General features: G+C 71.7%; 19 protein-coding genes, 1 tRNA gene and 1 pseudogene. 1 reads left to right on the top strand and 20 read right to left on the bottom strand.

The genetic code is table 11. The annotated features are described in order from the left end of the window. Window position 1: 1 nt before the first annotated feature. The 18 genes from MXD60_RS16205 to MXD60_RS16120 all read right to left on the bottom strand — a co-directional run bounded on the left by MXD60_RS16205 (window position 2) and on the right by MXD60_RS16120 (window position 19204). Complete coding sequence (locus MXD60_RS16205; protein ID WP_248820031.1) at window positions 2–589, bottom strand: F0F1 ATP synthase subunit B; 588 nt, start codon at window positions 587–589, stop codon at window positions 2–4. A 15-nt stretch (window positions 590–604) separates the two neighbouring features. Next, entirely contained in the window at window positions 605–859 is a 255-nt protein-coding gene (locus MXD60_RS16200; RefSeq protein ID WP_248820029.1) for an ATP synthase subunit C-like protein, read from the bottom strand. Between the two features lie 61 nt (window positions 860–920). Continuing rightward, window positions 921–1790 (bottom strand): F0F1 ATP synthase subunit A, encoded by an 870-nt coding sequence (gene atpB, locus MXD60_RS16195; protein ID WP_248820026.1) that lies wholly within the window; start codon window positions 1788–1790, stop codon window positions 921–923. Between the two features lie 721 nt (window positions 1791–2511). Next, window positions 2512–2646, bottom strand: coding sequence for a F0F1-ATPase subunit family protein (locus MXD60_RS16190; RefSeq protein ID WP_248820024.1), 135 nt, complete (start codon window positions 2644–2646; stop codon window positions 2512–2514). A gap of 347 nt (window positions 2647–2993) precedes the next feature. Beyond that, the gene (locus tag MXD60_RS16185) at window positions 2994–3428 is read right to left on the bottom strand and encodes a Cg1360 family ATP-synthase-associated protein (RefSeq protein WP_248820023.1); all 435 of its coding nucleotides are present in this window, start codon (window positions 3426–3428) and stop codon (window positions 2994–2996) included. Then, entirely contained in the window at window positions 3425–4531 is a 1107-nt protein-coding gene (locus tag MXD60_RS16180) for an MraY family glycosyltransferase (protein ID WP_248820021.1), read from the bottom strand. Before MXD60_RS16180 ends, MXD60_RS16185 begins: the two co-directional genes overlap by 4 nt. An 80-nt stretch (window positions 4532–4611) precedes the next feature. Next, a complete protein-coding gene (gene glyA / locus MXD60_RS16175; protein ID WP_248820019.1) occupies window positions 4612–5868 on the bottom strand; it encodes a serine hydroxymethyltransferase in 1257 nt (418 codons plus the stop codon). Between the two features lie 105 nt (window positions 5869–5973). Further along, window positions 5974–6624 (bottom strand): L-threonylcarbamoyladenylate synthase, encoded by a 651-nt coding sequence (locus MXD60_RS16170; RefSeq protein WP_248820017.1) that lies wholly within the window; start codon window positions 6622–6624, stop codon window positions 5974–5976. After that, complete coding sequence (prmC, locus tag MXD60_RS16165; RefSeq protein ID WP_248820015.1) at window positions 6624–7634, bottom strand: peptide chain release factor N(5)-glutamine methyltransferase; 1011 nt, start codon at window positions 7632–7634, stop codon at window positions 6624–6626. Before prmC ends, MXD60_RS16170 begins: the two co-directional genes overlap by 1 nt. Beyond that, complete coding sequence (gene prfA, locus MXD60_RS16160; protein ID WP_248820013.1) at window positions 7631–8698, bottom strand: peptide chain release factor 1; 1068 nt, start codon at window positions 8696–8698, stop codon at window positions 7631–7633. Before prfA ends, prmC begins: the two co-directional genes overlap by 4 nt. 163 nt (window positions 8699–8861) lie before the next feature. Continuing rightward, window positions 8862–9098 (bottom strand): 50S ribosomal protein L31, encoded by a 237-nt coding sequence (gene rpmE, locus MXD60_RS16155; protein WP_248820011.1) that lies wholly within the window; start codon window positions 9096–9098, stop codon window positions 8862–8864. A 191-nt stretch (window positions 9099–9289) separates the two neighbouring features. Continuing rightward, entirely contained in the window at window positions 9290–11623 is a 2334-nt protein-coding gene (rho, locus tag MXD60_RS16150) for a transcription termination factor Rho (RefSeq protein ID WP_248820009.1), read from the bottom strand. Window positions 11624–12084: 461 nt separating this feature from the next. Continuing rightward, window positions 12085–13071, bottom strand: coding sequence for a homoserine kinase (locus MXD60_RS16145; protein ID WP_248820008.1), 987 nt, complete (start codon window positions 13069–13071; stop codon window positions 12085–12087). Next, complete coding sequence (thrC, locus tag MXD60_RS16140) at window positions 13068–14222, bottom strand: threonine synthase (RefSeq protein WP_248820006.1); 1155 nt, start codon at window positions 14220–14222, stop codon at window positions 13068–13070. The genes MXD60_RS16145 and thrC overlap by 4 nt, the downstream gene beginning before the upstream one ends. Before the next feature lie 29 nt (window positions 14223–14251). Beyond that, a complete protein-coding gene (locus MXD60_RS16135; protein ID WP_248820004.1) occupies window positions 14252–15535 on the bottom strand; it encodes a homoserine dehydrogenase in 1284 nt (427 codons plus the stop codon). After that, window positions 15532–16977: a diaminopimelate decarboxylase gene (lysA, locus tag MXD60_RS16130; protein WP_248820002.1), complete on the bottom strand. Its 1446-nt coding sequence runs from the start codon at window positions 16975–16977 to the stop codon at window positions 15532–15534. The genes MXD60_RS16135 and lysA overlap by 4 nt, the downstream gene beginning before the upstream one ends. Window positions 16978–17100: 123 nt before the next feature. Continuing rightward, entirely contained in the window at window positions 17101–18759 is a 1659-nt protein-coding gene (gene argS / locus MXD60_RS16125; RefSeq protein ID WP_248820000.1) for an arginine--tRNA ligase, read from the bottom strand. 58 nt (window positions 18760–18817) lie between these two features. After that, complete coding sequence (locus MXD60_RS16120) at window positions 18818–19204, bottom strand: response regulator transcription factor (protein WP_248819998.1); 387 nt, start codon at window positions 19202–19204, stop codon at window positions 18818–18820. Between the two features lie 74 nt (window positions 19205–19278). Between MXD60_RS16120 and MXD60_RS16115 the strand changes: the two genes are divergently transcribed. Continuing rightward, window positions 19279–19350, top strand: a tRNA-Arg gene (locus tag MXD60_RS16115). A 340-nt stretch (window positions 19351–19690) separates the two neighbouring features. On the opposite strand, the pseudogene MXD60_RS29940 reads toward MXD60_RS16115, so the two are convergent. Continuing rightward, window positions 19691–20653 (bottom strand): annotated as a pseudogene (locus MXD60_RS29940) (recombinase family protein); the annotation flags it as partial. Next, on the bottom strand, window positions 20541–21299 hold the full coding sequence (locus MXD60_RS29935; protein WP_368861237.1) for an integrase core domain-containing protein: 759 nt from the start codon (window positions 21297–21299) through the stop codon (window positions 20541–20543). The pseudogene MXD60_RS29940 and the gene MXD60_RS29935, both read right to left, overlap by 113 nt. Window positions 21300–21379: the final 80 nt, after the last annotated feature.

The raw sequence follows: 21379 nt of genomic DNA, 5'->3' as shown, positions 1-21379 counted from the left end.
GTCAGCCCCCCGGCCCGACCGGCGCCACGGCGGCGCCCTCAGCCGAGTTGTCCAGCGCGGCGATGAAGTCGTCGATCATGCGGGTCTGGGTGGTGCTGCTCTCCACCTGGTAGCCGACGATCTTCGAGGCCAGGTCGATCGCGAGCTCACCGACCTCCCGGCGAACCTGGGCGACGATCTGCGCCCGGTCGGCCGCGAGCTGGGCGTCGGCGCGCTCCTTGATGTCGGCGATCTCCCGCTGAGCCGAGGTCCGCAGCTCATCGACGATCTGACGACCCTCGGTGTGCGCGTCCTCGCGGATGCGGCCGGCCTCGGCGCGAGCCTCGGCCAGCTGCGTGCGGTACTGCTCGAGCAGCGCCTGCGCCTCGCGTTGCGCCGCCTCGGCGCGGGCGAGCCCGCCCTCGATGCGCTCGGTGCGCTGCTCGTAGACCTTGCTGATCTGCGGCCGGATCTTCCAGAAGAAGAAGGCCACCAGCAGACCGAAGGCCAGGGTGCCGATAAGCAGTTCACTCAGCGGCGGAATCAGGACGTTCTCGTCAGAGTGGCCGCTTTCGGCAGCGGCGACAAGGAAGGTGGCTGTTGCGCTCATGGTCGCTCCGCCGATTTACGGGAACACGAAGGGAACGACGAAGCCGATGAGCGCGAGGGCTTCGGCGAGGGCGAATCCGATCAGCATGTACCGGAAGGCGACCTGCTCCGCCTCGGGCTGCCGGGCGATTGCCTGGACGCCGAGACCGAAGATGAGGCCGATGCCGATACCCGGGCCGATGGCCGCAAGACCGTAGGCCACGGCGCCGAGGCTGCCGGTCACAGCGTCCTTCGAGGCGAGGACGGTCGAGAACGTGGTGGGGTCGGGCACGGTGCTTTCCTATTCAGTCGGGCACCGGTACACGGCCGGTGCAGGAAGGGAGGAAGGGAAACTAGGCGTGCGCCGCTACGGGCACGCCCACCGGGGCGTGCTCGGCGAGATCCTCGGACGGAGCAACCTCGTGCTCTCCGTGCGACATCGCGCCGCCGATGTACGCGGCGGTGAGAATGGTGATGATGTACGCCTGGAGAGCGTCGATGACAAGCTCGAACGCGGTGAGGACGATCGCCACGAGCAGAGACAGGACGCCGATCACGTAAGGGGGCTTGGGTAGCAGGTAGTCCGCGCCCAGCGAGAAGACCAGCAGCAGGAGATGGCCGGCGAACATGTTCGCGAACAGTCGGATGGCCAGCGTGAACGGCCGCACGATGAGTGTCGAGAGGACCTCGATCGGGGCCAGGATCAGCCGGATGCCGAACGGCGCCGTCGGCGCCGGGTCGACCATCTCCTTGAAGTAGGCGCGGGCGCCGTTGGCCTTGATCCCGGCGTAGTTGAACATCACGTAGGTGATGATCGACAGGACCATCGGCACCGCGACCCGCGCGGTCGCCGGGAACTGGGCGCCCGGGATGACCGCGAGGGAGTTGCTGACCAGCACGAAGCTGAACAGAACCAGCAGGTAGGGCGTGTACTTGGCGCCCTGCTCCCCGATCACGCCGCGGGCGATCTGCAGATCGACGAAGTCGTACGCGGACTCGCACAGGTTCTGGATCCCGCGAGGTATGATTTTAGCTCGACGGAAACCCAGCCAGAAGATCACACCAACAAATGCGGCGGCGAAGATCGTGAGTGCGGTGGCCTTGTTGAGATAGAAGTTGGCCGAGCCGATCCCGATGTCGAACCAGTGCGGGGTCTGGAAGACCTCCTTGGTGGGGCCCTGGAAGCCCTCATCAGCGAGGACCGGCACAGCTAACACCTCCATGATCAGTTAAGTAAGGCACCCACGGCTCAGCGAGCTCGCCGCGCCGGCAGCAGATTGCCACCACCCTACCGGGTTCGCACGACACGCCCACACCGAAGAACGACCCGTTGCCAACCGGTGGCAGCGCTTCGAAGAGCACTCCGCCAGCGCCGAACCCGGATGGGTGTCGGCGGGCCGGCGCCCTGTTGCCCGCGATACTATCCACACCGGCACGCCACAGGCACGAACTCGGTTCGAGGTTCACCCTGGTTCATGTGCGCGTTGTCCGGGGGTTTCACTCCGTTGATGACGTTTCCACATTGCGTGACCATCTCATGACGTCCCGTTTCGACTCGCAGCCCACCGTCGGCCGTGGGTCGACTTCGTGGCGGGATGTGCACCTTCCGCCACCGTACCGCTACTCCCTTCGTCGATGCACCGCCTGTCCCCACTGTTACCGATATCGGCCGCCCCGTCGATGACCTGCGAGGTCATGACTGCCCGAAGGCGTGAGTGGGCGGACGTTCGCGGCAGATTTCCCGCTGGCCGGTGAGATCCCGACGAATCCGACCGACCGCACCCATCGAACAGCCGGCAATGGTCGACAACCTAGGTCCACCCGGCGGGAACGCTCAGGTCCATTCGGGGCGCGGAGGTCGGGACTATCGGAAGCTCCGCGCGGGACGACTGGCGCACTCACCCAAAAACACCGACAAAAGGGTCAGCCGCCTAGCCAAGCGGGCTAACGGCGAGTGACCTTGTAGATCACCAGATACATCGACGCGGCGATGCCCAGAGCCAGCCCGATCGGTAGGAAGAGCGCCCGAAAGCCGAACAACCGGTCCGCGCCGAACCCCACCAATCCCCAGAACGCCATCCCCGCGATCAGAGTTCCGAAGATGTTCCAGGCCTCCGAAGGCTGCGTGGAGCTCGCGGGCCGGGCTGGCTGGCCGGACCGCGCGGACCGGGCCGGCCTCGCGGACTGGACGAGCCGCGCCGACCGGACGGGCCTCCCGGACCGGGCGGCGCGGCGGACCGGCGTGTCGGCGGCAGGCGGCCCGGCGGCCTTCGGCCCACCGCGGCGGCCGGGGACACCGGGCGAGCCGGGATCCTTCGCTGATTCGGCGGGCCCGGCCGACCCGGTGGAAATTCCGTCAGCGGGGGCACGTTTGGGCGAGCGCCGGCCCGCGCCACCGGTGGCGGGACCGTCCGATCCAGCGCTCGTCACGCCGGCGGCCGGTGCGCGGGATCCCACGCGCCCGGGCGGTCGGGGTCGTAGAACGGCACCCGGGTGTGGGTCGCGACCCACAGCTCCGCGCCCATCCAGACGAACACGCCGACGAAGATCGTCCAGGCGAGCGCCGGCAGGTCGAGGGCGGAGCTGTCCTGGATGGACAGCAGCAGCCCGCCGAGCACCGCGATCTTGAAGATGTAGGTGCCGAGCGCGGCGGCCAGCAGATGCTGGGGCGCCCGCCGGGCGACCGCGCCGACCGCCAGTTTGCTCACGCTGAAGAACACCACGACGATTCCCAGCCCCAGCGCCGCACTCGCGGCGCCGGACCCGCCGCGCAGGATCGCGCACAGGCCGACCGCGGGCAGCGCGAGCGCGGCGGTGAGCACCAGGCCGAGCCGGATCACCCGGGCCGCCGGCACAATCATGTCCGCGCCGACTTCTGCGTGCGGACCAGCAGCGCCAGCAGCGCCGCGAGCCCGACCCCGACGGTGGCGACGAGGATCGGCAGTGGGGACGCGGAGAACGACGCCGCGACCCCGCCGAACCCGACCAGAGCCGCCCAGAAATACATGAAGAGAACCGCCCTCACGTGCGAATTGCCGATCTCCAACATGCGGTGGTGGAGATGCATCTTGTCGGCCGCGAACGGTGACCGGCCCGCCCGGGTCCGCCGGATGACCGCGAGCCCGAGATCGAGAAACGGAACCGCAAGGACGGCCAGCGGGATCGCCAACGGAATCAGCGACGGATACGACCGGGAGGGTCCAGCGTAACCCCCGTAGGCGACCTGGCCGGTAACGGAGATCATCGAGGCGGCGGACAGCAGGCCGATGAGCATCGAGCCGGAGTCGCCCATGAACAACCGCGACGGGTTGAAGTTGTGCGGCAGGAAGCCGATACAGACTCCGGCGGTGACCGCGGCGAGCAGGGCCGCGGGCGACGCCCGGTAGAACCCGTCGATCACCGCGATCTCGTAGGCGAAGTAGAACGTCGCGAGCGACGCGATCGCCGCCACGCCCGCGGCCAGCCCGTCCAGGCCGTCGATGAAGTTCATCGCGTTGATCATGACGACGATGGCCAGGATCGACAGCGGGACCGCCGTCTCCGGGCCGAGACTGAGCGTCGTCTCGCTGTCCCGGTTGATGGCGAAAGACCACTGGACGCCGAGCAGAACCATGATTCCGGAGGCGGCGACCTGGCCGGCGAGCTTGGTCAGCGAGTCCAGCTCCCAGCGGTCGTCCGCGACGCCGAGCAGGCAGATCAGGGTTCCGGCAACGAGGACCGCGCGGGTTTCCGACCAGTCCTGGGAGACCACGGACAGGAACGGCAACCGGTCCGCCACCTCCAGGCCCGCGTAGAGCCCGGCGAGCATCGCCAGTCCCCCGAGGCGCGGGGTGGGGGTGGCGTGCACGTCCCGGGCGCGGACCCCGGCGACGGCGCCGATGCGCAGAGCAAAGGCCCTGGCCAGCGGTGTCGCGAGAAACGTCACCGCCGCTGAGACCACGAAGACGAGCAGGTACTCGCGCACCGTTCGGGAACTCCCACCGCCGAGGAGAATGGAACCGGGAACTGCTGCAGGTCTTACGTCCGGACCGCCGCGCGGGCCCCCTACCGGGGATACGCCGGATGTCTCGCGACGAGCACGGACACCGCCGTGGCGACCTCCGGCGCCGCCGCGGGATCACGCACCGCCCGGGCGATCAGCGTGGCGATCTCCTTCATGTCGTCCTCGCCCATGCCCTGGGTGGTGACCGCCGGGGTGCCCACCCGGATCCCGGAGGAGATCGCGGGCGGCCGCGGGTCGTAGGGGATCGCGTTCTTGTTCAGGGTGATGGCGGCCGCGCCGCACCGAGCCTCCGCATCCCGCCCGCTGACGTCGAGCTCACGCAGATCGAGCAGGGCGAGATGGGTGTCGGTGCCACCCGCGACCGGCCTGATGCCCTCGGCCGCGAGACCGTCGGCGAGAACCTGGGCGTTGGCGACGACCTGGCGAGCGTACCGGGCGTAGGCGGGGGTGGCCGCCTCACGCAGCGCGACCGCCTTGGCGGCGACGGCGTGCATCAGCGGGCCGCCCTGGCTGAACGGGAACACCGCCTTGTCGATGCGGGCCGCCAGCTCCTCCCGGGCCAGGATCATTCCGCCGCGCGGGCCGCGCAGCACCTTGTGGGTGGTGAAGCTGACGACGTCTGCATAGGGCACCGGGCTCGGGATCACCCCACCGGCGACGAGGCCGATGAAATGCGCCGCGTCGACCATCAGCCAGGCACCGACCTCGTCGGCGATCGACCGGAACGCGGCGAAGTCGATCAGGCGGGGATAGGCCGTCGCACCACAGATAATCATTTTGGGGCGGTGTTCCCGGGCCAGGTCCCGAACCTGGTCGTAGTCGATGAGCTCGGTGTCCTCACGCACGCCGTAGGCGGCGACGTCGAACCACTTTCCGGAGAAGCTCACCTTGCTGCCGTGAGTGAGGTGACCGCCGTGCGGCAGCGACATCGCGAGCACCGAGTCCCCCGGTTTCAGCAACGCCGCGTACACCGCGAAGTTCGCCGACGCGCCGGAATGCGGCTGAAGGTTGGCATGCTCGGCGCCGAAAAGTTCCTTTGCCCGGGCGATCCCGATTTCCTCCGCCCGGTCCACGACCTGGCAGCCGCCGTAGTACCGACGGCCCGGATAGCCCTCGGCGTACTTGTTCGACAGGGTCGAGCCGAGCGCGGCGAGCACCGCTGGCGAGGTCAGGTTCTCGCTGGCGATGAGCTGCAGGCCGCCGCGCAGCCGGGCGAGTTCGTCCAGCACCACATCGGCGATCTCCGGGTCGGTGTCGGCGAGCTGGCCGAAGTCCGGGCCCCAGAACGGGGTGCTCATGGCGTGTCCACCTCCAGCGTTCGTCCCACCCGATCCGCCTCGATGGTCCTCTCCCCCGCCGCCGCACTCCACTCGGCGTCGGGGGGTTGGCTCCCGGGCGGGTCCCTAGCGCGCGGCTGGCTCGCGGATCAGCGGGAGAACCTCACGCAGCGTCTCGAGGCCGACCGCCCCGGCGCGGACCACGACCGGCACCTCGCCGGTGCAGTCCACGATCGTGGACGGTGTCGCGTTCCGGCACGGGCCGCCGTCGAGGTACACCTCGGCGGCTCCGCCGAGCTGGGCCAGCGCCTCGTCGGCGGTGGCGGCCGGCGGCTGGCCGCTGATGTTCGCGCTGGAGACCGCCATCGGCCCGGTCCGGCCGAGCAGTTCGATGGCGACCGGGTGCAGTGGCATCCGCACCGCCACCGTGCCCCGCGCGTCGCCGAGATCCCAGCGCAGGGACGGCACGTGGCGGACCACCAGGGTCAGCCCACCTGGCCAGAACGCCTGGATCAGGTCCCGTACCTGCGGGGTGACCCGGTCGATCAGGCCGTCGAGGGTCCGCCAGGAGCCGATCAGCACCGGCACGGGCATGGTGCGCCCCCGCCCCTTGGCGGCCAGCAGGCCGGCAACCGCGTCGCTGTCGAAGGCGTCGGCACCGAGACCGTAGACGGTGTCGGTGGGCAACACGACCAGCTCCCCGCGGCCGACGACGGCGGCGGCCGCCTCCAGCCCACGGGACCGCTCGGCCTCGTCGGAGCAGTCGAAGCGCTGCATCAGCCGTCCTTCCAGTCACCCGGGCGGGCCGCCCGGCCCGCGCCGCCATCCTGGCGCGCGGCACCGCTGCCGGCCGCAGCGCGCCGAGCTGTGATGAAACGGTCCCGGCCGGCCAGGTCGGGGTGGTCACCGATGTCCGTCCAGCGGCCGTCGGCACGCGCCAGCGCCACGGCGGCGGCGCCATGGCCGTCGGCGTGCTCCACGACGAGCCCGCCGCCGGGCCGCAGCAGCCGCGCGGCCAGCTCCATCACGGACCGCACCACGTCGAGGCCGTCGGGGCCGCCCCACAATGCCAGCGCCGGATCGTGCTCGCCGACCTCCGGCTCCACCGCGGCCCGATCGGCGTCGGGCAGATACGGCGGATTGCTGACGACCAGGTCGACCGAGCCGGCCAGCCGGGCCAGCGATGCCGGCGGCTCGGCGCGCACGTCGGCCTCGTGCACCTCGACCGCCCGGCCGCTGGCCGTCACATTACGCCGCAACCACGCCAGCGCCGCCGCGTCCACCTCGACGGCGTGCACCTGGGCTCCCGGCACCTCGCTGGCCAGGGACAACGCGATCGCGCCGGAACCAGCGCACAGATCCACACATACCGGGCCCGCGCCGGCCCCGGCCCCGGCCCCGGCGCGGTTCCGCAGCCAGTCGATCGCCCAGCCGACCACCGACTCCGTCTCCGGTCTCGGGACGAACACCCCGGGACCGACGGCCAGGTCGAGGTAGCGGAAGCCCGCCACGCCCGTCAGGTGCTGCAGCGGCGCCCGGGCCGCCCGCCGGCGCACCAGTTCGGCGAACCGCTCGGCGGCGGCGGCCGGTAGCTCGGTGACGAGCACCAACCGGGAACGGTGGACATCCAGGACGAAGGCGGCGAGCTGCTCGGCGTTGGCCCGCGGGCTCGCCACGCCGGCCAGGCGTAGTCGTTCCGTCGCGTCCGCGAGCAGCGCGGCCAGCCCCGCCGCTGCCGGCACCGGCGCCGCGGAGCGGGGTCCGCGGGTCGCCGCGGGACCGGTCACGATGACTGGGCCGCCAGCCTGGCCTCGAGGTCGGCGGCGGTGAGCGCGTCGAGCACCTCGTCGAGCTCGCCGTCGAGAACCTGGTCGAGGTTGTGCGCCTTGTAACCGACCCGGTGGTCGGCGATGCGGTTCTCGGCGAAGTTGTACGTACGGATGCGTTCCGAGCGGTCGACGGTGCGCACCTGGCTCGCGCGGGCCTGCGACGCCTCGGACTCGGCCCGTTCCCGCGCCGCGCTGAGCAGCCGGGCGCGCAGGATCCGCAGCGCCGACTCCTTGTTCTGCAGCTGGCTCTTCTCGTTCTGGCAGGACACCACGACGCCGGTCGGCAGGTGGGTGATGCGAACCGCCGAGTCGGTGGTGTTCACGCTCTGCCCGCCGGGGCCCGACGAGCGGAACACGTCGATGCGCAGGTCGTTCGGGTCGATGTCGACGTCGACGTCCTCGGCCTCCGGCAGCACCAGCACGCCGGCCGCGGAGGTGTGGATCCGCCCGGCCGACTCGGTGACCGGCACCCGCTGCACGCGGTGCACGCCGCCCTCGAACCGCAGCCGGCCGTACACCCCGTCACCGGACGAGCCGCGGGACTTCACCGCGACGCTGACGTCGCGGTAGCCGCCGAGATCCGACGGGTTGGCGTCGAGGATCTCGGTCTTCCAGCCGCGCCGCTCGGCGTAACGCAGGTACATCCGCAGCAGGTCACCGGCGAACAGGGCCGACTCCTCGCCGCCCGCGCCGGCCTTGACTTCGAGGATCGCGTCGCGGGCGTCGTCCGGATCGACCGGCACCAGGTACGCGCGCACCCGCTCGTTGAGCCCGGCGAGCTCGGCGTCGAGTTCCACGGCCTCGGAGCGGAAGGAGGCGTCCTCGGCGGCGAGCTCGCGGGCGGTGGCCAGGTCGTCCGTGACCCGCTCCAGCTCCCGGGCCAGGTCGACGACCGGGGCGAGTTGCGCATAGCGGCGGCTGAGGGCGCGAGCCTTCGCGGGGTCGTTGTGCACCGCCGGATCGGCGAGCTGCCCCTCGATCTCGGCATGCTCCGCGACGAGGCCGTCGAGCGGGGACGTCATGGTGTTTCCTCTTCGCACGTCTCGGCCCCGGAAACGCCGCGCTCTCCCGGGAGCCGGAGGGTTTCGGGAACCCGAGGCTTCGGGTCCCGACGTCGGGACGGCGCTGACCGCCCCAGGACGCAAACGGCGCCCGTCCGGGATCCGGACGGGCGCCGCGACCGCGCTACTTGGCGCCGCCGACCTTCTCGCCGGGGCGCCGCCGGCCGAACCGGCGCTCGAACTTCTCGACCCGCCCGCCGACGTCGAGGATCTTCTGCTTGCCCGTGTAGAACGGGTGGCACTGCGAGCAGACCTCGGCGTTCACGACGCCGTTGTCCTTGGTGCTGCGGGTGGTGAACGTGCTCCCGCAGGTACAGGTCACGGTCGTCTCGTGGTAGGTCGGGTGGATGTCAGGCCTCATGGTCCCTCTTTCGATATGGCCGCCGGGTCGCCGTCCCGTGTGGAGGGCGTGAACCGGAGCCGGTCCGTTCCAGTCTGCCAGAGCGGGACGCCGCAGCCGTCGGCCCGCGCCCCGCCGATCCGAACGCCGCGACCGGCCGGGGTGTTCCCGCCCGCGGCGGGTCCGCCCCACGCTGGTCGAGGCGCCCGGCACTAGTCCTGCGGCGGAGCCGTCTTCGCGATCTGCATGAGGAACTCGTAGTTCGTCCGGGTCTGCTTGAGCCGGTCGAGCAGCAGCTCCAGCGCCTGCTGGTTGTCCCGGGTGTGCAGCACACGGCGCAGCTTGTGCATGATCGCGAGCTCGTCCGGAGCGAGGAGGATGTCCTCCTTGCGGGTGCTGGAGGCGTCGACGTCGACCGCGGGGAAGATGCGCTTGTCGGCGATCTTGCGGTCGAGCTTGAGCTCGGCGTTACCGGTGCCCTTGAACTCCTCGAAGATGACGGTGTCCATCGTCGAGCCGGTCTCGACCAGCGCGGTGGCGATGATCGTCAGCGAGCCGCCGTTCTCGATGTTCCGCGCCGCGCCGAGGAAGCGCTTCGGCGGGTACAGCGCGGTCGAGTCGACACCACCGGAGAGGATCCGGCCGGAGGCGGGGGCGGCCAGGTTGTAGGCACGGCCCAGCCGGGTGATCGAGTCGAGCAGTACGACGACGTCGTGGCCGAGCTCGACCAGGCGCTTGGCCCGCTCGATGGACAGCTCGGCGACGTTGGTGTGGTCCGCCGGCGGGCGGTCGAAGGTCGAGGCGATGACCTCGCCCTTCACCGACCGCTGCATGTCGGTGACCTCCTCCGGGCGCTCGTCGACGAGCACGACCATGAGGTGGACTTCCGGGTTGTTCGTGGTGATCGCGTTGGCGATCGACTGCAGCACCATCGTCTTGCCGGCCTTCGGCGGGCTGACGATCAGCGCCCGCTGGCCCTTGCCGACCGGCATGACCAGGTCGATGACCCGGGTCGTCAGCAGGTGCGGCTCGGTCTCCAGGCGCAGCCGGTCCTGCGGGTACAGCGGGGTCAGCTTGGTGAACTCCGGCCGACCGCGGGCCTCCTCCGGCTCCATCCCGTTGATGGTGTCCAGCCGGACCAGCGCGTTGTACTTGTCCCGGCGCTGCTCGCCCTCCTGCGGCGCCCGCACGACGCCGGTGATGGCGTCGCCGCGGCGCAGGCCGTTGCGACGGACCTGGGCCAGGCTGACGTAGACGTCGGTCGGACCGGTGAGGTACCCGCTGGTCCGGACGAAGGCGTAGTTGTCCAGAACATCCAGGATGCCGGCAACGGGGACGAGGACGTCGTCCTCGCGCACCACCGGCTCGTTCTCGGCCGGGCCGGCCTGGCCGCCACGGCCGCGGTTGCGGCCCCGCTCGCGGAAGCGGCCCCGCCGCCCGCGGGCGAAGTCGTCGTCGTTCTGGCTGTTCGGGCCGCTCTGGCCGTTCTGGTTGGCCGACCGGTCCCCCTGCGACCGGTCCGCGCGCTCACCGCGACCGGGCCGGTCACCCGACTGTCGGTCCGCGCGCTCGGAACGGTCCGCGCGCTCGGAACGGTCAGGACGCTCGGACCGGTCCGAACGGTCCGGGCGGTCCGAACGGTCCGGGCGGCGGTCCGAGCCCTGGCGGTCGTTGCCGCCACGCTCGCCGGCCTCGCCGCCCGCGCGCCCGCCCTCGCTGGAACGCGAGTCGCCGCCGGAGCGGGAGTTCTCTCCGGAGCGGTCCCGCCGGTCCTCGCGACCGCGGGAGGTTCCCTCGTTCTGGCGGCCCGCGGCGGGCGCCTGCTGGGTGGGAGCGGCCGCCTGCGCGGTGACCGGCGCGGCGGCGGTGGCAGTGGCAGTCGCCTGCGCGGGCGCCGCGGTGGCGGCCGGGCGGGTCTCGACGGCCGTGTCACCGGTTGCGCCGGGCAGGGTCTGCTGCTCGGCGGCCGGGCTGGCTACCCCGCGGGAGGCGCCCCGGCGGGTGCGGGTCCGCGTCGGGTTGCCGGCGGCGGCCGGGGTGCCGGCGGCGTCGCCGGACTGGCGAGCCTGCGTGGGCGCCGGGGCCGGCGCGTCGCTCGGCGCCGGGATGTCGGCGGGCGGCGCGGACTCGGCGGGGGCCTGCGACGCGCCGGACGCGGCCGGGGCCGAGGCACCGCCCGCGGCGTCGTTCTGCAGATTCTGAATCGCGGCGATCAGCTGGCCCTTGCGCAGCCGGCCGACGCCCTGGATGCCCATGGACTGGGCCATCGCCTGCAGCTCCGGCAGCAGCATCGCGGACAGCCCGGTGCCCTGCCGACGCCGGCGAGTCCCGGCCGCGGCCGCAGCCGCGGCTGCCGCGGAGGGCTCGTCGGCCGGCCGCGAACCACGGCTCGTCCGGGCGCTGCCGTTCTCGACCGCGGGCGCGGAGGCGAGGGCGTCTGCGGACGCGCCGGCAGCCGCCAGCCCGCCCTCGTGGGGCGTCGCGGGCGTTGCGGGCGCCGCAGACTCACGTGCGCTCGGTGGCAGCACGTTGGTGGTGTCGCTCAAGGTTTTCCTTCCCTGAAGGAACTGGCTCGACAGACGAGCCGGGCGTAGCGTCTGAACCTTCTTCGCCTGCACACAGATGCCGGATGAAGGGGATGTACAGCACCGGATGGGCGACAGGTGCGCCCGTCTACGGCGCCAGCGGCCGACTGCCGCGAGCGAACTCGCCGATCCCGCCCAGGTGTGCCGGTGTGGAGCCGAGGCAACGACGACGAGGCCGTAACACCGGAGTCCCGAACCACGGTCCATCTGGCAGAGCCAGAGCGATGCAGCGGGAGCGAGCACGCGCCGCGGTGGCAGCGGGTGCAGTCACCAGACTATCCAGCGGCAGACACCTCGGCAACAACCTTGAGACGTCAGGACTTCCCGATGTGACACATCACCGCGACCAAGGGCTCAGTCGGCGAACCGTCCGTCCGTAAGATCCCCTTATGGGGCTATTACCCTGCGGGCGGCCCGCGTCCTCAGTGGGAGTCGAGGCGGTCAACCCGGGCGCCGCCGAGGTCGACCGTCAGCGGCACGACCGAAAACTCCGCGCCCGCCACGCCCACCGCCGTGGCGGCCTGCCCGCCGCCGACCGCGAGCGCGAGCACGGACGGACCGGAGCCGGACAGCGTCGCCGGGATTCCCAGTTCACGCAGCCGGCCGACGAGCGCGCCCGTCGCGGGCGCGGACGGCAGCCGGTAGGGCTGGTGCAGGAAGTCCTCGGTGGCCCGCAGCAGCAGTTCCGCCCGCCGCGCGACGGCGGCGGGCTCGGTCGCGGCCAGCGTCAGCGCGAGCAGCGTCGCCCGGCCCACCGTGCGGGCGGCGTCGGTCAGCGGGACCCGTTGCGGCAGCGCACCGCGCGACGCCTCGGTGGACTGCCGCAACGTCGGCACGAAGACCACCGGCCGTAGCTCCTCGAACGGCGCCACCCGCAGGCTCGACGCGCCGGCCGGATCCTGCCAGGCGACGGTGAACCCGCCCGCCAGCGCGGCCGCGACGTTGTCGGGATGCCCCTCCAGCTCGTTCGCCAGCCGGAGCATCCACCCGGTCCGCGCCGCCGCCGAGGTGTCCACGGCCGGCCCAGCTGCCGCGGCCAGCCCAACCTCGGCCAGCCCAACCTCGGCCAGCGCGGCCGCGGCGGTGATGCCGGCGACGATCGCCGCCGCAGAGGAGCCGAGCCCCCGCCCGTGCGGGATCCGGTTCACGCAGCGCAGCGCGAGCCCGGGCTGCGTACGCCCGAGCGCGTCGAAAGTGGCCCGAATCGCCCGAACCACCAGATGTGTCTCGTCCTGCGCCACGACGTCCTCGCCGACGACGTCGACGCTCAGGCCAGCCCCGGTCAGCTCCACCTCGACCTCGTCGTACAGGGCCAGGGCCAGGCCGAAGGAGTCGAAGCCGGGGCCGAGGTTCGCGCTCGTCGCGGGCACCCGCACCCTGACGCGGCGGGCCGGCGCCCGCGTCGTCACGAGGTTCGCAGCCCGAGTGCCTCGGCGGCACCCGCGACGGTCGGGCGGATCGTCTCCGGCTTCTTGGCACCACTGATCGCCCACTCGGGGTCCTTGAGCCCGTTGCCGGTGACCGTGCAGACGATCCGCTGGCCCGCCTCGATCCGACCGTCGGCGCGCGCCAGCAGCAGGCCGGCGACGCTGGCCGCGCTGGACGGCTCGACGAACACGCCTTCCCGGGTGGCGAGCAACCGGTAGGCGGAGAGGATCTGCCGGTCGTTGACGGCGTCGATCAGGCCGCCGGAGGAGTCACGCGCGTCGACGGCGAAGTCCCAGGAGGCCGGATTGCCGATGCGGATCGCGGTCGCGATCGTCTGCGGCGAGGTGACCACCTCGCCGCGCACGATCGGCGCGGCACCCGCCGCCTGGAACCCGCACATCCGCGGCCGGCCCGAGCCGACGCGCTTGTCCTCCTCGAGATATCCCCGCCAGTAGGCGGTGATGTTGCCGGCGTTGCCGACCGGCAGACAGTGCACGTCGGGCGCCCGGCCCAGCGCCTCGACGATCTCGAAGGAGGCCGTCTTCTGCCCCTCCAGGCGGAACGGGTTCACCGAGTTCACCAGCGTGACGGGCGAGGTGTCGGCGAGCTCGCGGGCGACCCGCAGGCAGTCGTCGAACGACCCGTCGAGCTGTAGCAGCCGCGCGCCGTGCACCAGCGCCTGGGCAAGCTTCCCCAGCGCGATCTTCCCGCTGGGGACGAGCACCGCGCAGGTGATGCCGGCGCGGGCGGCGTAGGCGGCGGCCGACGCCGACGTGTTGCCGGTCGACGCGCAGATCACCGCCTGCGAGCCGGCGCCGACGGCGCGGCTGATCGCCACCGTCATGCCGCGGTCCTTGAACGAACCGGTCGGGTTCGCCCCTTCAACTTTGAGATGAACCTCACAGCCGGTCAGCTCGGACAGGTGCGGCGCGGGCACGAGAGGGGTACCACCCTCACGCAAAGTGACGACCGGGGTGGTGCTGTCGACCGGCAGCCGGTCCCGGTACTCCTCGATGATGCCCCGCCACGGCCGGTGCGACCGCTCGGTCGACGTGGCCGTGCCCGTCCCCACCACGGCCGGACCGGCCACAGTGGTCGGCCCCGACCCGGTCGATCCGGACACGGTTGACATGGACGCCGTTGACATGGACGAAGCCGTGGTCACGGTTCACCTCCCTCGACCCGGAGCACGCCGGACACCGCCCGCACCCCCGCGAGGCTGCGAAGCTCCTCGACGGTGGCGGACAGTGCGGCGTCCGGGGCGGCATGGGTCACCAGGACGAGGCTCGCGTCATCGCCGCGGCCGTCCTGACGGACGCTCCTGATGGACACATCGTGACGCGCGAAGGCACTGGCGACCGTCGCAAGCACGCCGGTCTTGTCGGTGACATCGAGGTTCACGTGATACCTCGTCACGGTACGGCCCATCGGCAGCACAGGCAGCGCCGCGTAGGACGACTCACCTGGGCCGCGCCGTCCGGCGAGCCGGTTGCGGGCCACGGCGACCACGTCACCGAGCACCGCGGAGGCGGTCGGCGCACCGCCCGCGCCCTGGCCGTAGAACATGAGCTGCCCAGCTGCCTCGGCCTCGACGAACACGGCGTTGAACGCCTCGCGCACCCCGGCCAGCGGATGGGTGCGCGGGATCATCGCCGGGTGGACGCGGACGCTGATTCCCTCGGTCTCCGCCGACCGCTCGGCGACGGCCAGCGCCTTCACCGTGCAGCCGAGTTCCCGGGCGCTGGCGATGTCCGCGGCGGTGACGTCGCCGATGCCGACGCGGTACACGTCGTCGATCGTCACCGGGGAGTGGAAGGCGAGCTGCGCCATGATCGCTGCCTTGGCGGCGGCGTCGAAGCCGTCGATGTCCGCCGACGGATCGGCCTCCGCGTACCCGAGCGCGCCCGCCTCGGCGAGCGCCTCCGCGAACGACGCGCCGGTCTCGTCCATCCGGGTGAGCACGAAGTTGGTCGTGCCGTTGACGATGCCGAGCACGCGGCGCACCCGGTCGCCGGCCAGGCTTTCCCGCAGCGGCCGGATCAGCGGGATCGCCCCGCCGACCGCGGCCTCGTAGTACAGGTCCGTGCCGGCGGCGGCGGCCGCGTCATGCAGCGTCGCGCCATGCGAGGCCAGCAGCGCCTTGTTGGCGGTGACCACGGGCTTACCGGCCCGCAGGGCGGCCAGCAGCCACCCGCGGGCCGGCTCGATCCCGCCGACCACCTCGATCACCAGGTCGACGTCGTCGCGGGCGACGAGCCCGGCGGCGTCGGCGGTGAACAGCGCCGGGTCGATGTCCGGGTCGCGGACCCGGTCCGGGTGGCGCACCGCGATCCCGGCCAGCCGCAGCGGCTCGCCGACCCGCGCGGCGAGGTCGTCGGCGCTGGTCCGCAGCAGCCGGACGATCTCGCTGCCGACCACTCCGCATCCGAGCAGCGCGATGTTCATCGGGCCTCCGCCGGGCGGGTCGCGGCGGAGCTGCCCGGGGAGGTCGCCGGGATCGGGGCTGGCTCGGCCTCCGGGTCGGTGTCGAGACGCAGCAGGTCCTCCTCGGTCTCGCGGCGGACGATCACCCGGGCGGCACCGTCGCGCACGGCGACGACCGGCGGGCGGGTGACGTGGTTGTAGTTGCTCGCCATCGACCGGTGGTAGGCACCGCTGGCCGGCACCGCGACGAGGTCGCCGGGACGCACGTCCACCGGCAGCGGCACGTCGTGCGCCACGACGTCGCCGGACTCGCAGTGCCGGCCGACGATGGTGACCACCCCGGGGGTGGGCGCACCGGGTCGGGAGACCAGCCGCGCGGTGTACCGGGCGTCGTAGAGCGCGGTGCGGATGTTGTCGCTCATTCCGCCGTCGACGCTGACGAAGGTGCGCAGGCCGGGCAGTTCCTTGACCGTGCCGACCTCATAGAGGGTCACCGTCGTCGGGCCGGCGATGGCGCGACCGGGTTCGACGGCCAGCCGGGGCACGGCCAGCCCCGCGGCGGCACACTCCTTGCCCACCACGGCGGCCAGCCGCTCGGCGACGTCGTCGACGTCGAGCGGGGCGTCCTCGCCGGTGTAGGCGATGCCGAGGCCACCGCCGAGATCGAGTTCGGGCAGCTCGAAGCCGTGGGTGTCCCGCACCCGGGCGAGCAGGCCGACCATGCGGTGCGCGGCCAGGCCGAAGCCCGCGGTGTCGAAGATCTGCGAGCCGATGTGCGCGTGCAGGCCGACCAGGTGCAGGCCGTCCGCGGCGAGGACGCGTTCGACGGCCTGCGCGGCCGCGCCGCCGGCCAGCGAGAAGCCGAACTTCTGGTCCTCCTGGCCGGTGGAGACGTAGTGGTGGGTGTGCGCCTCCACGCCCGGGGTGACCCGGATGAGCACCCGCTGGCGCACCCCCGCCTCGGCGGCGAGCGCGGCGAGCCGGTCGATCTCGGCGAAGGAGTCGACGACGATCCGCCCGACGCCGTACGCGAGCGCGGCCCGCAGCTCGGCGACGGACTTGTTGTTGCCGTGGAACAGCAGCCGCTCGGGCGGGAAGGCGACCGAGCGGGCGACGGCCAGTTCGCCGCCGGTGCAGACGTCGAGGCTCAGGCCCTGTTCCTCGACCCAGCGAGCGACCGCGCGGCACAGGAACGCCTTGCCGGCGTAATAGACGTCACAGTCGGCGAACGACCGCCGCCAGGCCGCGCAGCGGGCCCGGAAGTCGGCCTCGTCCAGGATGTACGCCGGTGTCCCGAACTGCTCCGCCAGCGCGTCGACCCGGACGCCGCCGATCCGCAGCACGCCGTCGGGGTCGATCGCGGCCGTGGCCGGCCAGAGGTTCTCCTCCAGGGCACCCGCCCCGGGCTCCGCCGAAGCTGTCGTCGCCCGGCCTGCCGACGTCGGGTTGTCGGTGTCGCTCATATCGCCTCTGCCTGTCTGCGGGCCTGCCCGCGGGTGCCTTGCCTGCGGGTGCCTGCCCGCGCCGCCGCGCCGCGGCGCGCGGGCGGTCGATGTGCCGCTGCCGACGTCATGCCTCGCCCGCCCTCACATCCGCTCGGGCGCACTGACGCCGAGCAGCCCGAGCCCGTTCGCGAGCACGACGCGGGTCGCCGCGACCAGCAGCAGCCTCGCGTCGGTGAGCGGGCCCGCCGGCTCGTCCCCCTGGGGAAGTACCCGGCAGGCGTCGTAGAACCGGTGGTAGATGCCGGCGAGTTCCTCCAGGTAGCGGGCCACCCGGTGCGGGCCGTGCAGGGCCGCGGCGGCCTCGACCACCCGCGGGAACTCGCCGAGGGAACGCAGCAGGTCGACCTCGCGGGAATGGGTGAGCAGCGCGACGTCGGCGCTGTCCGGCGCGACGACGAGCCCGAGCGCCTCGGCGCCCCGCAGCAGCGAACTGATCCGGGCGTGCGCGTACTGGACATAGAACACCGGGTTGTCGCTGGTCTGGCGGGTGACCAGGTCCAGGTCGAGCTCGATCGCCGAGTCGAGGGAGGAGCGCACCAGCGAGTAGCGGGCCGCGTCGACCCCCACCGCGTCGACGAGGTCGTGCAGGGTCACGAACGTCCCGGCCCGCTTGGACATCTTCACCGGCGCGCCGGCCCGGGTGAGCGAGACCAGCTGGCCGATGATGACGTCGAGGCTGGTCGCCGGGTCGTCGCCGAAGCAGGCGGCGATGGCCTTCAGCCGGGCCACGTAGCCGTGGTGGTCCGCGCCGAGCAGGTAGACGAGCTGGTCGAAGCCGCGTCCCCGCTTGTCGCGGTAGTAGGCGGCGTCGGCGCAGAAGTAGGTCGTCTCGCCGTCGCTCTTGACCAGCACCCGGTCCTTGTCGTCGCCGAAGTCGGTGGTGCGCAGCCACACCGCGCCGTCGGAGTCGAACACGTGCCCCTGCGCCCGCAGGTCGTCGACGGCGGCCGTGAGCGCGCCGGCGTCGTGCAGCTCCTTCTCCGACGCCCAGCGGTCGAAATGGACCCCGAAGCCCTCCAGTGTGGACCGGATCTCGGTGAGCATCAGCGCCAGACCGGTCCCCGCCGCCGCGGCCAGCGCCTCGTCGGCCGGCAGGTCCAGCAGGTCCGGCCGGTCGGCCAGCACCGAGGCGGCGATCTCCGCGACGTAGGCGCCGTGGTAGCCGTCCGCCGGGATCTCCCCGCCCACCGCCGCGGCCAGCACGGACGCGCCGAACCGGGTGATCTGCACACCGGCGTCGTTGACGTAGTACTCGGCGCCGACGGAGAACCCGGCCGCGGTGAGGATCCGGGCCATCGCGTCGCCGACGGCGGCCCAGCGCGCGGAGGCGAGCGTCACCGGCCCGGTCGGGTTCGCGCTGACGAACTCGAGGTTGACCCGCACGTCACGCGGCTTGGCCGCGTGCCCGTAGCTCGCCCCCGCCCGGACCACGCCGCGGGCGATCTCACCCAGCGCGGAGCCGGCCAGCGTGAGGTTCAGGAAGCCGGGGCCGGCGATGTCGACGCGCGCGATGGCGCTCTCGGCGGCGAGACGACCGGCCAGCACCTCGGCGACGGCGCGCGGCGGGCGGCGGGCGGCCTTGGCGAGCTGCAGCGCCACCGGAGTCGCGTAGTCCCCGTGCTCGGGGTTCTTCGGACGCTCCACCGTGACGGCACTCGGCACTGTCACGTCCAGGTCGCCGTCGGCGACCGCGCGACCGATGGCCGCGAGGATGACATCGGCGAGATCGGCGGGGGTCATGTCGCGATGCTATCGGCGCGGCAGCACACCGGCGCCGGCCGCCGACCCACCGCGCCGGTCAGACCGGCTGACCCGCCGCCAACCTCTGCACCACAGTGATCAACTCGTCGGGATCGAACGGCTTGGTCAGGTAGTAGTCGACACCGATCCGCGAGCCGCGGCGGACGTCGGCCTCCTGCGCGCGGGCGGTCAGCATGATCAGTTTGATGTTGGCGGTCACGGGATCCTCGCGCAGGTGGGCGGCCACGTCCCAGCCGTCCATCCTCGGCATCATGATGTCGAGGGTGATCACCTGCGGGTCCACCTCCCGCGCCATCTCCAGGGCGTCGACACCGTCGACCGCCGTGTGGACCTCGAATCCTTCCAACTCGAGGTTCACGACCACAAGCTGACGGATCACCGCGTCGTCGTCGACGACCAGGATCCGGGGGGCGGCGGGGTACACACCGGAAGCTTACGGCCGACCCGGTCGCACGATCCGCCGTTCCCTCCTGGTAACGTAAGTCGCGTCAGCCCCGAGCCCCCGTAGCTCAGGGGATAGAGCACCGCCCTCCGGAGGCGGTGGCGCAGGTTCGAATCCTGCCGGGGGCACGTACAGCATCCTCAGGCTGTCGGGGCCAGCGTGGCCTGGTTCGGACTCCTCCGCCGTGTCAAGGTCCTCGATTCTCGCCAGTGCGGCGGTGCGTTCCGCGTCGAGGTCGTTGTAGTTGCGTCGTAGTCCCTGGGTGAACGGGTCAGCTGGGTCTCCTTCCTGCGCCTGTCGCAGGATGTTGTCCTGCCTGCGCGCGAGGTCGTCGACCTTGCGTTGGAGTCTGTTTCTCTCGGCTGCCCGTTCCTGGGCGGCCCGGTCGTCATAGGTCGCCAGCTCGGCTGTCAGCAGAGCCACTCGACTGCGGCCGAACACCCGCTCGGTGTAGAAGGTCGCGATCGCGCCGAGCAGGACGTCCTCTCGAATGCGATCCGTTCTGGGATGGTCGGCCAGTTTGTCCTCGCGCCCCCGGTTGTTCGCCTTCGGCCAGCAGATGTAGTAGACGGGGTTCCCGGGTCGGCGGAGATTACCGGACATACGCCGCCCACAGGCGCAGAGGATCATGCCTCGGAGGACATAGGTACGCAGGGCCGCGGGATGGGCGTTGAGGGCATTTCCCGCCCGGGAACCCCGCCTGGCCTGCCGCCGGGCGTTGAGCTCGTCGAACATCCACTTCGGGATCAGCGGCTCGTGGACGGGTTGCGGTGACCAGACCCATTTCTCCGGCTCGTTGACCGCCCCGTGCCGGGAGCGACTCGCCCGCCGGTTGAACACCTGATAGCCGGTGTACTTGGGATTACGGAGCAGGTCGGACACCGTGGACTTGGACCAGGCCCCCCGTGCCTGGTGGGCTCCGCCGACTGGTTGGGGTGGCGGATAGCGCTCAAGATCGGTGTTGAGCTGCTCGGCGATCGCGCCGTAGCCGAGCTGCCGGTAGTAGCGCCAGTGTGCGATCTGGGTGACGGTCTCCCCGCGTGCCCCGTCCGGCTCGAGCCGGTTCTTCGTCGCTCCGCGGTCGGCCTTGGCCGAGTTGGGGTGCCGGTAGCTCTTGGCCCGGTAGCCGTAGGGCGCCTTGCCGATGTTCCAGCCGTCCCGGACATGGGTGCACAGTCCACCCCAGGAACTCTCCAGGGTGTTCCACACCTCATATTCAGCGACGGACTGGTTGATCCGCCGCTGCAGGATCTGCGAGGCTCGGGGCCCGTCGATCTTGATCGGCTCGTTCCAGGCGAACAGCGGGATCCCGGCGCGCTCAAGCTGACGCTCGATGGAGAGGTTCTCGAACATCCGCCGGGCGATCCTTGACATCGACTCGCAGATCACCACATCGAACCGGCGGTTCGGATGAGCGGCCTCGGCGAGGAGATCGTCGATGCCGCCGTCCCGCGGGATCGGGATGTCGAAGCGGGAGACGTCGGCGCCGTGGCCGCGCTCCGCCAACTCCTTGCGTCCGGACTCCACGTCGTAGAAGTGGGCGACGATCATCCAGGACTCGGGCAGCGCCGACTTGGCCCGGCCGAGCTGGCGGATCAGCGACTGGCGCGGATCCCGTTGTTCCTCGGTGGACGTGCGCCCGGCGAAGGCAACGCGGACCTCTCCGTGCAGCAGTGATAGCGGCATCGCGAACGGTGACACGGCCAGATCCGACACTCGTCGGTTCCGGGTCTGGTTGCTCCTCGTCCGGTGGCCGGTTGATCCAGGCGGGTGCCGGGAGCTTCGGTGGGGTCGGGGGCCGGCGGATGAACCGTTCCGGGTGGGCGGCGTAGGCGGCGTCGAGGACCGCGGCGCGGGCCTGGCGGACGCTGTCGGCCAGGCCGTGGTGGACGACCGTCGGGGTGAGCATCCCGATCCCGGAATGGCGATGGTGGTTGTTGTAGTGGTCGAAGAATCGCCGGCACCAGGCACGGGCCGCCTGCAGGTTCTCGAACGACCCCGGATAGTCCGGCCGATATTTAAGGGTCTTGAACTGGGATTCACTGTACGGGTTAGTGTGTCCTGAAGGGAACTGGATGGGGTTCTGATGTAGAAGACGGAACGCTCGGCAGCGACCATGCTGTTGCGGAGATGAAGGTAGGCCCTTCGGTATCGGCA

This window comes from Frankia sp. AgB32, from assembly GCF_023243045.1.
Lineage (GTDB): Bacteria > Actinomycetota > Actinomycetes > Frankiales > Frankiaceae > Frankia.
This window is presented reverse-complemented; position numbering and strand designations above follow the sequence as displayed.

Excerpts from the sequence above, each read along its gene's own strand:
- MXD60_RS16205 (WP_248820031.1), bottom strand. The coding sequence starts at position 589 with ATGAGCGCAACAGCCACCTTCCTTGTCGCCGCTGCCGAAAGCGGCCAC.
- atpB (WP_248820026.1), bottom strand. The coding sequence starts at position 1,790 with ATGGAGGTGTTAGCTGTGCCGGTCCTCGCTGATGAGGGCTTCCAGGGC.
- MXD60_RS16190 (WP_248820024.1), bottom strand. The coding sequence starts at position 2,646 with ATGGCGTTCTGGGGATTGGTGGGGTTCGGCGCGGACCGGTTGTTCGGC.
- MXD60_RS16185 (WP_248820023.1), bottom strand. The coding sequence starts at position 3,428 with ATGATTGTGCCGGCGGCCCGGGTGATCCGGCTCGGCCTGGTGCTCACC.
- glyA (WP_248820019.1), bottom strand. The coding sequence starts at position 5,868 with ATGAGCACCCCGTTCTGGGGCCCGGACTTCGGCCAGCTCGCCGACACC.
- MXD60_RS16170 (WP_248820017.1), bottom strand. The coding sequence starts at position 6,624 with ATGCAGCGCTTCGACTGCTCCGACGAGGCCGAGCGGTCCCGTGGGCTG.
- prfA (WP_248820013.1), bottom strand. The coding sequence starts at position 8,698 with ATGACGTCCCCGCTCGACGGCCTCGTCGCGGAGCATGCCGAGATCGAG.
- rpmE (WP_248820011.1), bottom strand. The coding sequence starts at position 9,098 with ATGAGGCCTGACATCCACCCGACCTACCACGAGACGACCGTGACCTGT.
- thrC (WP_248820006.1), bottom strand. The coding sequence starts at position 14,222 with ATGTCAACCGTGTCCGGATCGACCGGGTCGGGGCCGACCACTGTGGCC.
- MXD60_RS16135 (WP_248820004.1), bottom strand. The coding sequence starts at position 15,535 with ATGAACATCGCGCTGCTCGGATGCGGAGTGGTCGGCAGCGAGATCGTC.
- lysA (WP_248820002.1), bottom strand. The coding sequence starts at position 16,977 with ATGAGCGACACCGACAACCCGACGTCGGCAGGCCGGGCGACGACAGCT.
- argS (WP_248820000.1), bottom strand. The coding sequence starts at position 18,759 with ATGACCCCCGCCGATCTCGCCGATGTCATCCTCGCGGCCATCGGTCGC.